Source organism: Kluyvera fluvialis (assembly GCF_059725275.1).
Window position 1 is genome coordinate 4306823 of record NZ_AP046142.1, and the last position, 13304, is coordinate 4320126.

General features: G+C 50.3%; 17 protein-coding genes. 2 read left to right on the plus strand and 15 right to left on the minus strand.

What is annotated here, in order from left to right:
- Positions 1–46: 46 nt before the first annotated feature.
- The 13 genes from AC6I4B_RS20365 to AC6I4B_RS20425 form a co-directional block, all read right to left on the minus strand.
- Positions 47–895: a DUF4942 domain-containing protein gene (locus tag AC6I4B_RS20365; RefSeq protein ID WP_497767747.1), complete on the minus strand. Its 849-nt coding sequence runs from the start codon at positions 893–895 to the stop codon at positions 47–49.
- 88 nt (positions 896–983) lie between these two features.
- Positions 984–1187, minus strand: coding sequence for a hypothetical protein (locus tag AC6I4B_RS20370; RefSeq protein WP_497767749.1), 204 nt, complete (start codon positions 1185–1187; stop codon positions 984–986).
- Positions 1188–1217: 30 nt separating this feature from the next.
- Positions 1218–1709 (minus strand): DUF5983 family protein, encoded by a 492-nt coding sequence (locus AC6I4B_RS20375; RefSeq protein WP_497767750.1) that lies wholly within the window; start codon positions 1707–1709, stop codon positions 1218–1220.
- A complete protein-coding gene (locus AC6I4B_RS20380) occupies positions 1706–2086 on the minus strand; it encodes a TA system toxin CbtA family protein (protein WP_497767752.1) in 381 nt (126 codons plus the stop codon). The genes AC6I4B_RS20375 and AC6I4B_RS20380 overlap by 4 nt, the downstream gene beginning before the upstream one ends.
- Before the next feature lie 56 nt (positions 2087–2142).
- Complete coding sequence (locus AC6I4B_RS20385) at positions 2143–2502, minus strand: type IV toxin-antitoxin system YeeU family antitoxin (protein ID WP_497767753.1); 360 nt, start codon at positions 2500–2502, stop codon at positions 2143–2145.
- Between the two features lie 19 nt (positions 2503–2521).
- Positions 2522–2743, minus strand: coding sequence for a DUF987 domain-containing protein (locus AC6I4B_RS20390; RefSeq protein WP_497767755.1), 222 nt, complete (start codon positions 2741–2743; stop codon positions 2522–2524).
- Positions 2744–2753: 10 nt separating this feature from the next.
- Positions 2754–3233 (minus strand): RadC family protein, encoded by a 480-nt coding sequence (gene radC / locus AC6I4B_RS20395; RefSeq protein WP_497767757.1) that lies wholly within the window; start codon positions 3231–3233, stop codon positions 2754–2756.
- Between the two features lie 11 nt (positions 3234–3244).
- Positions 3245–3724, minus strand: a complete 480-nt coding sequence (locus AC6I4B_RS20400) for an antirestriction protein (protein WP_497772270.1) — start codon at positions 3722–3724, stop codon at positions 3245–3247.
- A 177-nt stretch (positions 3725–3901) separates the two neighbouring features.
- Positions 3902–4258 carry a hypothetical protein gene (locus AC6I4B_RS20405; protein WP_497767758.1) on the minus strand — a complete coding sequence of 119 codons (357 nt, stop codon included), beginning with the start codon at positions 4256–4258 and terminating at the stop codon, positions 3902–3904.
- A gap of 67 nt (positions 4259–4325) precedes the next feature.
- Positions 4326–4838 (minus strand): hypothetical protein, encoded by a 513-nt coding sequence (locus tag AC6I4B_RS20410; RefSeq protein WP_497767760.1) that lies wholly within the window; start codon positions 4836–4838, stop codon positions 4326–4328.
- Positions 4838–5386 (minus strand): hypothetical protein, encoded by a 549-nt coding sequence (locus AC6I4B_RS20415; protein WP_497767761.1) that lies wholly within the window; start codon positions 5384–5386, stop codon positions 4838–4840. The genes AC6I4B_RS20410 and AC6I4B_RS20415 overlap by 1 nt, the downstream gene beginning before the upstream one ends.
- 307 nt (positions 5387–5693) lie before the next feature.
- The gene (locus AC6I4B_RS20420) at positions 5694–6578 is read right to left on the minus strand and encodes a GTPase family protein (RefSeq protein ID WP_497767763.1); all 885 of its coding nucleotides are present in this window, start codon (positions 6576–6578) and stop codon (positions 5694–5696) included.
- Positions 6579–6674: 96 nt separating this feature from the next.
- On the minus strand, positions 6675–7532 hold the full coding sequence (locus AC6I4B_RS20425; RefSeq protein WP_497767764.1) for a hypothetical protein: 858 nt from the start codon (positions 7530–7532) through the stop codon (positions 6675–6677).
- 464 nt (positions 7533–7996) lie between these two features.
- Between AC6I4B_RS20425 and AC6I4B_RS20430 the strand changes: the two genes are divergently transcribed.
- Together AC6I4B_RS20430 and AC6I4B_RS20435 are read left to right on the plus strand one after the other, a co-directional pair.
- Positions 7997–8206: a helix-turn-helix transcriptional regulator gene (locus tag AC6I4B_RS20430; protein ID WP_497767766.1), complete on the plus strand. Its 210-nt coding sequence runs from the start codon at positions 7997–7999 to the stop codon at positions 8204–8206.
- Between the two features lie 597 nt (positions 8207–8803).
- Entirely contained in the window at positions 8804–9424 is a 621-nt protein-coding gene (locus AC6I4B_RS20435) for an inovirus Gp2 family protein (RefSeq protein WP_497767767.1), read from the plus strand.
- A 63-nt stretch (positions 9425–9487) separates the two neighbouring features.
- On the opposite strand, the gene AC6I4B_RS20440 is transcribed toward AC6I4B_RS20435, so the two are convergent.
- Together AC6I4B_RS20440 and AC6I4B_RS20445 are read right to left on the minus strand one after the other, a co-directional pair.
- Positions 9488–10204, minus strand: coding sequence for a M48 family metallopeptidase (locus AC6I4B_RS20440; protein WP_497767768.1), 717 nt, complete (start codon positions 10202–10204; stop codon positions 9488–9490).
- A complete protein-coding gene (locus AC6I4B_RS20445; protein ID WP_497767770.1) occupies positions 10204–13299 on the minus strand; it encodes a type I restriction endonuclease subunit R in 3096 nt (1031 codons plus the stop codon). Before AC6I4B_RS20445 ends, AC6I4B_RS20440 begins: the two co-directional genes overlap by 1 nt.
- Positions 13300–13304 lie beyond the last annotated feature (5 nt).

Here is a 13304-nt window from a genome sequence, read left to right on the forward strand (position 1 = left end):
AAATTAAGCTGGATCATAAGCTTGTTCGCCGCATGCGTCAAAACCCTCAAGAACGATGGGCTAACAATCCTGGATAATGCCTAGCTATAATTTCATTCAGCTTGTCAACGAGCTCCAGTCGCTTGAATATGATATGCGCAGTCCCCTTCTGAAAGTATTTAATTGAAAACATTTCGTCCTCATAATGAGTGCTGTGCCTGTTATCATGGATATGATCGCCGAGACGGCGGGTAACGTCTGCACGGCTGTCGGGAATGGGTTTTCCGTCGAGTATCATCAGCATCCGTTCCAGGTCCGCCAGGCGATCACGCTGCCAGCCCCAGTTCAGACCAAATCCCCACCGCTCGCATTTCACCAACCCCGTTACGATGATCTTCTTTCCAAACTTACATGGGCTATTCGTCTTAAAATCCCAGCTTAAACCCTTAAACACGTTAATCACACCACGTTCAAATACCTCGCTTTTGCTCTGAAGCAGTTGCTCGAATGTGCTCAGGATATTAGCTTCACTAACGGTTGGAATATCTTCCTTTTCCAGACTGTTATACCACTGGTCTCTGGCCTGAGCGTCCATCAGGCTAAGCATCCCTGACCGCTTCATCAAATCACGCCATATACCGCGATCGATGTTGTGGGTAATGGCTTTCATCGCCGTTTCTCTTTTTTCCATCAACCAGCAGCCGCAACGGAAGTCCTGCTTCATGGCCCAGTCCAGGGCAGTTTTGCCGCCGATACTGCGGGTCAGTGTCGAGATATCGACAAGTTGCTGGATTAGTGCTTCTGTCTGCGCCAGCGCAGCATTACGTCCTGTGACGATGCGTTCAATGCTGGTGGAGCAAATGACATCAGTGTGATCGGTTAAGACTTCGGGTTCATTATGAGTCTGTTCTGTCATTATTTTTCTTTCCTTTATATATAGAAACTCAAAGCGCCAGCCATTAAGGGCTGGCGCTTATGCGTGTGATATAAGCAAAATTAGGGAATTATGGTTTTCTTGTGTTATGCAGGATCTGAAGATGGCGAAGAGCATGAACATCTTTCCGTGCCTGCTCAATCCAGGGCAGCAGTACCGCTGAATCCGTATTATCTTCGTCGTTGTCGAAAATAATGTCGGTGTTGCAACTGATATTGTCCTGCAGCCAGTCAATCAGAATGTTGAGAGCCGCATCGGTGGTTAATGCCAGCATGGGAAGCCCCGTAGTGGGGAGTGGAAAATGTTACCAGTCGAACGTGGAGAAGCCGGGCAGCAATTCACCCAGAGCATCCAGATGGATAATTCTGATGGCGTAGCGACGTATCAGCGTCACGATTAGCCGACGACAGGCCTTCGATAATCCCCGCTTCTTAAGCTGGAGTACCGGATACTGCCAGGCATCCAGATAAATCAGATAACCGGATCCGGTATAACTTATCCATTCGCTGTCACCATGGTCTCCATGTTGATGCGACAATGTAAACAGCAGGGTGTTGTCGGCTTCGGTGATATGCGCGGTGCTGCACTGGATCCCGTTAAGGTGGGTGATGGGCGGGAGCGGATCTTCAACAACCAGCTGCCCGGGGGTATCAGCAATACGAAGCGAATACCCGTTATCACAAACCACATTAATCAGTTCAGCGAGCTCAATGCCGTCAACCTCCACGGCAATTCTTCCCATATTGAGCGCCAGGACGTTGATACTGTCGGCTTCGATATTCAGACAGAATTTCATGACTTCAGTCCCCGACGATACTGACCGGTGGTCACGGCGGTGACGGTTTTATAACCGGAACGCCTCATCAGTCCACAGTCTTTACGGGCCCGGAGGATATCGATACGGGTGATGAACGGCGACTGTGCGGTGAGGCTGAATCCGGGGCGGTCGGTACGCACCAGGTCGTATTTCTCCACGATGAAATTGAGGGCGTTAATGAGCGAAATCCCGGCATCAATATGCTGTTCAATCACGCCGTCGAGACCAAACGGCGTGTCGTTAAGTGTAAGGCCGTAGTGTTGCTGCAGGAGCCGGGTCAACAGTATTTGCCAGATTTCGGTGGGTGACGGGCAGGAGGATGCCGCCCGCGTCCGGGAAACGGTGAGGGTTTGCATAAGTGGTTATCTCTCTGTGGAATAAGACGAAGGTAATCTGCGGGTAAGACGTGATTTTATTCGCCAGTGGATGGTGTGGGATATACAGCGATATAGAGGTAGCCGTGTGAGCCGAGGGAATCGGCCTCACAGGTCAGTCCTTTCGCATACAGCGTGACGCGGTGCTGATGGCGGGGATTGAGTTCACCGTTGAGCAGCATCAGTTCCAGCTGTTTGAGCAGTACAGGAAAGGCCTGGTCGAGGTGGCGTAAGTCCGCGTCGCTGAATGTCCCGGCGATGCTGGCGCGGTCAGCGAGATAGTGCAGGCGGTAGCCCTCCTGCACCAGACGTGCGCCAAAGCACGGGATGACGGTGGGCTTAAGTCCCCACCAGGGCTCAGAAATATCATGGTTTACTGGTGGTGTTTTATTCGACAATGGTGACTCCTGATTAACGTTAATTGTGCGTGACGCTGCGCAGGATGACATACGGACCGTTGCGGTCCTGGAGGCGTTCCGCGAACACTGCCAGCACACCACGAATATCCTGCACTTCCCGCCCGGAATAGTGGCAGATGCTGCCGCTCCATTTGTACTTCCCGGTACAGAAGCGAAATAGCCGGGACTGCGGATGCTGACGGCATATCGCCATCGCCTGACGTTTGGGGATGATTTTCATCACCGGTTCCTTACAACCAGCCACGTTCAGAGAACGAGATGATCTCCATCCCGCCGACGACCAAGTGATCCAGCAGGCGGATATCCACCAGGTCCAGTGCCTGCTTAAGACGCTCTGTGATCCGTCTGTCTGCATCGCTGGGCTCAGCGTGCCCTGAAGGATGGCAGTGCGCCACGAGAATGGCAGCAGCGTTATGTTTAAGTGCAGCCTTCACCACCTCCCGTGGATGTACCTGCGTATGGTTGATGGTGCCGGTGAAGAGGGTTTCGTGCGCAATCAGCCGGTGCTGGTTATCGAGGAAGAGCGCGGTAAATTCTTCGCGCTCCTTCGTGGCAAGCTGCAGGCGTAACCACTCCCGGACCGCATGGCTGGAGGTAAATGACGCGCCAGGTTCGCGTAGCTGGCGTTCCAGCAGGGCTAATGCGGCCCTGACCGTGTACTGCTCTGATGGCAGTAACCCGGCGGCAAACAGCGGCAGTTGTTGTTCCATATTCTCAGGCCTCAGTCGATGATGTGCATGATGGTGTTGCATTCCGGATGCACCAAAGCGTAATCCCGCAGGCGGTAGTAGTGCTCCGTCATGGCGTCACATTCGGTGCGGCAGGCATGGTGACTGTAAGCCATAAGACAGACCGCTATCCCGGCGGCTTCGGCGCTCATTTCACCACCGTTGCCGTTCATGCTGTTAAATAGCGACCAGAGGGCATCGCTATCCGCTTCCGGGACCATAAAGGCAGCGCCGTTGCTGAGTGTGTAAAACTGCCAGACACCCCCGCAGTACTCTGCGCAGAGGCGGTCCATCCAGGAAAATACGGTCGATTCGAGGGTTATCCACTGAGGAATGCTGCCAAAGTGCTGCGGCCAAAACCCCACACGTTGTTCGTCCGGGACGAGGGTTGCTGCTAATGCAGGTGCGAAATCATCACCGGTAGAGGGTGTAAGTAACAGGTTGTTATCGTTAAGATTGATAATGTCGGTCATGTTGGTTTTTCCTTTTGTAAAGCGCATGGGTTACTCCTTATCCGGCAGAAAAAGACAAGGGCTGCTCCTCCCGAAGGAAGAACAGCCCTGTCAGTGCGGTCATGTATGGCGTATGGCCGTCGAAACAGCTACCGATGAGGTTTCAGCCCCGTTTTTATTCTGGCGGCCGGACCTCCGTTATTTCCAGTTAAAGGTATAAGCCCCCTGGCTGGTTTGTACGGTCAGCTCCAGAGGGCGACACTGCGTGAAGGTGCTGTTACTGGGGGTGGTAAAGGACAGCGTCTGACCGTACCCCAGACGTTTGTTAACATTCTGTCCCCTTCCCGGCATGGAAATCAGGCAGTTACCCCGGTTCAGGGTGAATGACTGCACCGTGATGTCATTTTCGAGGCTGGTCAGCGTCAGTTCCCAGACGGGAAAATTGACTTTCGGGAGATAAGCTTTCTGTGCATTGACGGACAACGGCGCATTATCCGCCAGCACAGGAACCGCGACAGCAAGCAGCAGGGGGGCCAACAGTGTCTTAAACATCATTAACATTCCTTATAAACAACGTTCTGTATCCGGATACCGGTATCGGTTCCGTCCGGTATATGCAGCGTCAGAGGCTGTCTGCCTGTGTGACGCCCTCTTCCGCCAGTGAAGGGCTGATGTTATTCACCACCGTTGCCGGGTCGAGCGCTATCTCTGCCAGCAGCCTGCCAGTCTCCGGGGCACCTTTATACACATACAGCGAGGCCACCGGCTCACCGTCATCGCTCGTGCCGGCAGAGACCTGATAGCGGGTCTCGCCCATTCTGACGGTAAATTCCTGAATACGGATGACCCCGTTATTCTGCCAGGCATATGTGGTATCACGGAGCGGCACCGTTTTGTCCATTTCCTTCGTTTCTGCACCGGTTTTGCCAAACGCGTAAGACACCCCCTGGCTGACCAGACAAATCTCCACCGCCTTTTTATGGTTCACGGTCTGCGCATAAAATACCGGTCTGGCGCAGCGCGGCGATGGTGCCGGTGACTCTGACGCCCAGGCAACGGACAGCGCCGGGAGCAGCAGCCCTGCACTGACCAGCACCAGGCCAGTTATGCGCGTTAACACATTCCTCTGTTTCATTATTCCATCTCCGGTAAAACGACATATATATCCCGGCCCCTTACCTCAATCGTCACAGGTTCCCTTACACCGGTATTCAGCAGCACCTGTGCTCGCCAGAAACGCCCGCGCACCTCTTCCTGCATATCCGTCACGCGAATACAGCGCTCCTCATAGCCTTCTTTACTCAGGATTTTTGTCACCACCGCACAGGCATTCTGCGCCAGGTTTTCCGTCCCCGAGTCTTTCTTAAACGGGTAACCCACCACGGCTGACAGCACGGTACAAAGCAACCAGGCCTGCATCAGGCGCCACGGTTTGCCCTGCGTCAGGTCCCGCTGGCGAAGGTAGACAAAATGCAAAGGGAACCACAGCCATGAAGGCGGTGTGATGCCCTGCTTCATCAGGTTTGTCCGGTCCAGTAATACCCAAGCCAGGGCGACGACCATGTACAGGACAATGGCGACAACGCGGGGAAAGCTCAGGAGCAGCACCACCCAGAGGAAGGGGGTAACGACGGCGAGGCACCAGGCGCAGAGGTCCTGACGTAACAATGGATATGATTTCATCGCTGAGTCTCCAGATTGATACGAATACCAGGGGAGACGATCACAGAGATACACATAAAAATATTCCTTTATAAACAGTAAATTAAATATGATGAATAACAGGGGGTAACGGTACACTCAGCACAGATCGTACTGGCTAATCAGAAGGTGGGATAATTGTTAATTCAGATCGATACACGCAAACCGATCGTTGATACCTATCAATAATAACGATTAATTATAAAATATTAATAGCTTTAACCTATTGGAATTCATTATTTCGATCGTCGAAACAGATCGAAACGGCAGTGGAAAAACCAGGATGAACTCAGAACAGGAGATGCCAGATGGCACGGATGACCGACAGGAACTGCTGGCGGAGTCGCTGTAACTGGTGTATCAGCGTCCCGGAGGTCTTCAGGGTGTTCATCACATCATCAAAAATCGCACCGGCGACACTGATAAAACCTTCCTGTGCAGCGCCCCGAACACGTTCTGTGCATAATTCAGGGTTCAGATGGCGGGAAACGGCGCTGCAGCTACTTACCGGTAGTGCCTTAATCAGCACTTCCGCCCACTGCTCCAGGTTGTAGCTTTCAGTTGCAGATATCGCAATGACCGGATGGACTGTGGCAAACAGTGTTCCGGCAAGTGCGGCTTTGTCGAGAAGATTTTCAGACTGGCGTGGTGAAGGTTGATGATTAGAGTCGTCCCATTCACGGCAGGGATCCATTTTATCGGCCTGCGTGAGGACAAACAGAAAGCGTTCCGGCACTGCGCCCAGGCTCAGCAGCTCACGGTAACAGCGCAGGTCATCTTTCCAGGCCCGGTCATCCGCTTTCAGCGCCCAGACAATCAGGTCCAGTTCTGGAGACCATGCCCGGTACAGGCGGCGATACTGTCTGTCAAGCTCCGGGGTTTCGGCAATGCCGGGAAAATCTGCAATATGAAGAGTACGTGGACCACGACGAACCTGATAACGATGAACGCGTCGCGTGCAGCCGCTGACGGCATCAACCCGGGCGGGCGGCGGACTGAATAGGGTATTGCACAGGCTGGATTTACCCGCCCCCGATTTTCCCATAATGCCAATCACCGGCTCATAGTGAACACACCGGAGCAAACGTTCAACCATCGCATCCGACAGCGCAGCAGGGAAACAGGATAAGGAATGTTTCAGGGTATCAAGACCCTGTTCGGTTTTATCGGGCACATTGACCTCCGTAAGTTAAACAATAGGGCGGCAGCGATACTGGCTGCCGTGCTCACGAAGGTAATATTGGGCTGAAAAATTATTGAGATTCCCATGTTAAAGCTGTTTGATGAGCTCCATGCCTTTAAGGCAAAATCTTTCTTTGTTATTGCCCGCCCCCACGCCGGTGAATAAATAATTCGCGCTGCCAAACCTGTTCATCAGGGGTAGTGAGATTAACCTTTGTTTCAGTGAAACCGGGTTACGTAACACCGGGATAAAAAAGCCACCAAGGTCTTTATGCTGATGTTGCTTTTCAAATATGAGCGAAGCCCCGACGTATTTGTCTGAAAATACTCTTTCTGTTTTCCTTTTTATAATATCTGTCTGTCTGAGATACCGGATGTTAAAGAAATCATAACGCCCGTCATATTCATCCCATAACGTTTCTGTCACCAGAAGCGGCAAATAGGTTGACTGGTGGTTACAGAGCAATGGTGATTTTTGTTCATCTTTGATAATCCACCCTCTGAAACACGTTTTCAGAAAGATAGCATAATACTCACTATCTGGTTCCCGAATATATTTATTTAAAGCTTCCAGGTAAAAATCAGCAGAAATATTTGCATGGGCTTTTTCTTTTAACCAGGAAAGGAAGTTTTTTACCTTTTCCTGAGGATTAGGTAATGGTTGCATTAAAACGTTAGCCTTAAGCTCAGCGTCTGTATCATAGTTATCACAAGTATGGGTGCTCAGTATTTGTTCTCTCGGTGTGAACGTCTCAAAGATGGTGAACTGTGCTTTTAACCGGGATGAGGTATCCCCTGTTTCCGCCTTCTTCCTTTGCATTTCCTCCCGTATCAGCGACTCAAGGTATGCAGACCTTTTCATCCCCTTCTTTTCTGCCGCGTTCGTGGCCCACTCGTATAAGAGTGTATCAGAAGTATAAGCCGTAATTTTGTGCTTACTCACCATATCTCAGCATCCTTTAATGAACAAAAAAACAACCAATGGTAGGTTACTTTTTATAAATACTATATTTCATTAAGTAAGTCACTCATAGTGACCCACTTTTAAATAAAATTCTTATATTCAACAACATATAAAAATTTGGTGTATGATGTTTTTTAACCGTACATGGCATGAAGACCTGCGACCACAACCGAAACAACATGATCTAAAAAATACTTTCTATCCTGTGGCCTGAGCGCCAGGTCATTCACCGAAACATCACTTCCTGTCGGAAGTTCGGGTTCTGAACACCTGGCAGGGCGCATCAGGACAAAGGGGGGGTAGCTTTCCTGGAGATGCTTAACTGGCAGAGCCCTCCTGCGTACGCATTATTTTTTTACACAGCCTTCCATCACCTGAGGAAGGCTGCAACACAACACTGAGAACAGTCATTCCTCCTTCACTTTTAACGTAAAGGAGATTTTCCCATGAACACATCCCCCACCCTGCTGAACGACCAGCTTGTCGATATGGTATTCATCACCACCTACACTCACTGCAGTGATAAATGGTTTTACAAACTCATCAGCGAAGGACGGTTCCCGAAACCCATCAAACTGGGGCGCAGCTCCCGCTGGCTGAAGAGTGAAGTGGAAGCCTGGATGCAGCAGCGCATAGTAGACTCTCGGGGTAACTGAGTATGTCTGTAAAATAATGGAAGCAAGGCTTAGCCCCTGCTGGTCTGGCAGAAACAAAAATGGGCAAAACAGATGTTGTCCATGAGCACTCCCGAATGTCCTGATTATCAGATTTTTATTTATATTCTGAATTGCTAACCCTAGAGTAAATGCTGAACGCCTATAATATAAAACCCCGCATATGAAAAGGCTTTGATATATATCAACCATCTTCTATTGCACAGTATATATATTATATAAAAAGAGATTAATATATAAGGATGTTAATATATGCAATCATAGACAAGCAAGCTAATGGCATATATATGTAGATATACAAAGTGATTGACAATGTATTACCGGGAGTGCGTGTTCTTTTAGCATGAAATATACAACACTGAGTAGTTAAATATCAAAAACAATAAGGCCTTATCTCACAAAAAGCAATCACACTGTTCAGCCTCAATAATTTCCATCAGCGAATAACATTCTAAAATAACAAACCTCTCCCTGCATCCAGGAAATGCATAAATATCAAACAACCAACGCATTCATTACTGCCATTCGCTCTGGCAGAGGCTTCGCTCGCCTGAGAAAAACGCAAAAGGAGTAATACTTGTGACTAACAGTAAATTTGGGGAAATCAATCCGGGTTATATGAATCGTATTACGGATATCATCAACTTCGCGACAAAAGCCCACGCCAGGACATCCGTATTCACCTTCGTACTCAGACTGCCTGAGCATCGTGATACAGGCGACAGTATTGCCTGTCTCCCTGATCTGAGCTCAGGATTGATGGAACGAGTTATTGGGGCACTGAGAGCCCGTATCGCAGCCCATCAGAAACGCCGTAAGCGGGACGGCCATCAGGTATGTCCAACAGACCTGAGACACGTCTGGGTACGTGAGGTGGGAACCAGCGGCAAATCTCATTACCACATGGCGATATTCGTCAACAAAGATACGTTTAATGGATTAGGGAATTATTCTAAAGAAGACCATAACCTGGGGAGTTACATCTGCGAGGCCTGGCTAAGTGCATTAGGCCTGATCGAGTTTCCGGAGTACAGGACGCTGGTTAACCTCACCAATCCGCCGCACTATCTGGAAAGTCTTCGGGTGGACCGATTTGGGCAACAGATCCTGAACTTACGGAGCCACCTCAGTTACTTTGCCAAAGAGCGCACCAAGGTTTACAACAAGGAAGAACGTTCATTCGGGGGAAGTGTCAGGTGAACAAGCACTACACCGGAGGAAGCCCCCCTCCAGTAATACGAAGAGGGACAAGTGTACCGATGGTTAGTACTCCCACGCCTCAAAAGCTAGCGGCATTTTATTGAGCAAATTTCGCCGCTCGCGCCAGTTAGGAATCAAGCGGTCCATATGTAGACGGAAGCGCTCGTTGTGATGACGCTCCAGTAGATGAACCAGTTCATGCACCAGAATATACTCCAGACACTCAGGTGGTTTCTTAACTAGTTCCAGATTGAGCCAGACTCGCTTGGTGGTGGTATTACAGGTGCCCCAAAAGGTTTTCATCTTTTTTATGCCCCAGAACGTCGGGGAAACGCCGGTTCTGTCCTGCCATTCGGGCAGTAATTTAGCGACCTGCCGTTTCAGCTCATGCCGATAAAAGTCGGTTAATACCAGCTCCTTATTTTCATTGCTGGTTCCCGGCTGAACATAAAGCTGGAGTTTATTATTTCCCGCAATTTTCACCTCATGACGCCCCTGACGCTCGATCACAAACAAGCGATATTTACGACCCCAAAGATAGTGGCATTCTCCGCTGACCATCTCCCGCTCGGACTGACGTGGCTGTCTGGCGAAATCCTGCTGTTGTTTTCGGATCCAGCGAAAGCGGGAAGCGACCGCCATTCGTATCGCCGTTTCTGTCATGTGTTCCGGGGCTGAAACGCGAACTTTGCCGTCAGGCGGCAGGACGCTGATATGCAAGTTCTTAATCGCTTTACGATTGATCTGTAAGCGCAGCGTGCCTATCTGCATGACCGGCATCAGTGGTATTCCTTTTGCTTGCGGGCAAGCTCAAGAACGTCATCAATATTTACGTTATAACTGGCGGTTTCTTCGCGCACTGCACGGGCAAGCTCTCGCTCCTTAAAACGATCGCCAATCCACTCCGCTTTTTTGGTATAGCGGATTGTCGTATCAATACGGGTTGCCAGCACCTCGTCATGACCGAAGTTATCATAAAACGCGCGCTTTGCCTGCGTATCCATTGTTTCAGGATAGGATGCTCCGTTGGTTTGTTCTGGGCGTATGACCTGCTTGCTCAAATCCCGGATACGTTCCAGATACTGCTGATAATCAAGCGCATTCTGGCGGCGAAGGGTAATCAGTTCATCCAACAAAAGCGACATGCGCCCGTAGTATTTTGGGTTCACCGGGTTTTCATCCACGATGGTTTTACGCACGTTATTTTCGATGGTTTCCGCCATCGCATCCTGATTGTTGCGGATCTCGTCCGGCAGAGCAGCGGTTGCTGCTGCTCCTTTTTCAACAATCAGCTCAATCAGGCTTAACTCTTCGAAATCCATAAGCACTTCGCTACCGTCGGCGCGAACGTACATATCTAGCAGGTGGCGCATGGCGGGCTCAAAGCGCTTCATGTCCAGCAGATCGCCGCTGGTCAGTTTAATGTCGTAGCGCAGTCTCTCGAATTTAGCGACTTCAGTGCGAATGCTTTCCACTTCCTCATCGGTATAGCCCGCTTCCTGCATTTCATTCGCCAGGCTGGCGTAAGCGCGCAGCAGGCGGGCGACATTCTGATAGAACGAAAGGCGCAGTGCCTCTTTTTCGCCTAATATCGTCTGGTTTTCCCCCGACTGACCACAGAAATAGTGCTGATAGTCCTGCAATTCGCGCGGAGCCTTGACAGGTTCACATAGGCTGCGAACTACCTCTAGCGCGCTGTCGAGATCCAGCTTTGCCTGCTCCAGACGATTTTTTAACAGCCCATCAACATCATCGCGATCGTAATCATCAAACGCGCCCGTGGTGTAATCGGTTATCGCTTTATCCAGAGAGCGGAACAGATCTTTATAATCGATAATATAGCCGTATTCTTTATCTTCCCCGTCCAGCCGGTTTACCCGACAAATCGCCTGAAACAGCGTATGGTCTGTCATGGTTTTATCAATATAAAGATAGGTCGCAGACGGTGCATCAAAGCCGGTTAGCAGCTTATCCACCACGATAAGCAAACGCATTTGTCCCGGTTCATTTATAAAGCGTTGCTTAACGTCTCGCTCGAATTCGGCGATACGACCAGCAATCTTCTCTTCGCTTTGTTCAAAAAAGTCAGCCAGCATTTTGCGATAGGTCGAGAATTTGTAAAGTTTCTCGGTCAGGCCCGCGCCGGTTTCTTCACCTTTGATACTGGCAGCATCGGGACGGAAGCTGGTTACAATAGCCACTTTTCCAGCCAGATCTGTCTGGCTAAACATCTCGTAAACCTTACAAGCCTGATACACACTACTGCACACCAGCATGGCGTTGCCGCGCCCGTCCATCAGCCGCGGGCGGGTATCCATATCCAACAGAATATCATTAACGATCTGCTCCAGCCGTGACTTACTGGAAAGCAGTTTCTGCATTGAGCCCCACTTTTGTTTAAGCTGGGTTTTGGCTAAGTTCGACAAGCCACGCGTTTTGGCTTCAAACCAGTCATCGACCTTTTTCTCAGACGTCAGATACTGGTCAATATCGCGTGCCTCATAGCGCAGATCCAGCACAACCCCGTCGGCCACAGCCTCATCAAACTTGTAGGTGTGGATATAAGGGCCGAACACCTCCACTGATTTCTTTTTATCTTTCTTCATCAGTGGGGTACCGGTAAAACCGATGAACAAAGCTTCCGGAAGAATGGCGGTCATCGCGTTATGCAACTTGCCGGACTGCGTGCGGTGGCACTCATCCACGAAGACAAACAAGTCGCCTTTGGCCCGGAAGGTTTTAGTCAGAGATTGTTGCAACTCGGTGATGAAGTCGTCAGTTGCAGCAGCGTCTTCCGCCTCGCTACGACGACCAAACTTATGCACTAAAGAGCAGATGAGCCACGGGTTCGGATGGTTAAGCGTCGCAATAAGGTCGTTGCCGCTAGAGGTGCGATAAATCTCTTCATCCACACCCATAAACACGCTTTCGATCTGTTCATCCAGCTCGGTGCGGTCAGTCACAATCAGCACGCGTGAATTCGGCACATTTTCGCGGATCCACTTCGCCAGCCAGACCATCGTCAGGCTTTTACCCGATCCCTGCGTGTGCCAGATAATCCCGCCTTCACGACGAGCAATATGCTGTTTAGCCGCCTCGACGCCGAAGAACTGATTATGGCGACAGAGTTTTTTCACTCCAACGTCAAAGGCTATGTAGTTATGGACGATATCTAGCAGCCTTGACTTGTTGCAAAGACGGCTTAAATGAAAGTCGAGTTTATGCGTATATACATCGGTATGCTCTTCTTTCCATTCCAAATAATATTTTTCCGGCGTTTCAATGGTGCCGTAACGCAGCCCCTGCGTATCATTACCCGCCATCACCAGTTGCATGGTGGTAAAGAAATTGCGGATAAAGGTTTTCTTCTGATTGTCGAGATTCTGCCGGATGCCTTCGCTAACGTGGACTGACGAGCGTTTAAGTTCAATCACGCCCAGCGCGATGCCGTTAACGTACAGCACCAGGTCCGGACGCTTGCTGTATTCGCCTTTTACCGTCACTTCGTCGGCGATGGCGAAATCATTGGCTTCAGGATGTGCCCAGTCAATCAGCCATACTGTCTGATTTTGCTCGCCCGCGCCTTCCTTTTCCTTCACTCCGTAACGCAGCAGGCGATAGACCTCTTTATTGGCATAATACAACTTCTTGCCTTCACCCAGCGCGGCGGCGGAATCCAGTTGCCTAAGCACGCGGGTGATCAGGGTATTGCTGACGCCGCGCCGCTTCAGCCATGCGCTCAGTATGTCCGTGTCGATATTGCTGTCACCGGCATATCCTGCGCTGCGGCCCAGATAGCGGTATCCTAAATCCTTTACAAAAAACTGAATCAAACGCTGCTGTGTGGCGCGTTCGCGCTGGCCGATAGTGCTCAAAGGGC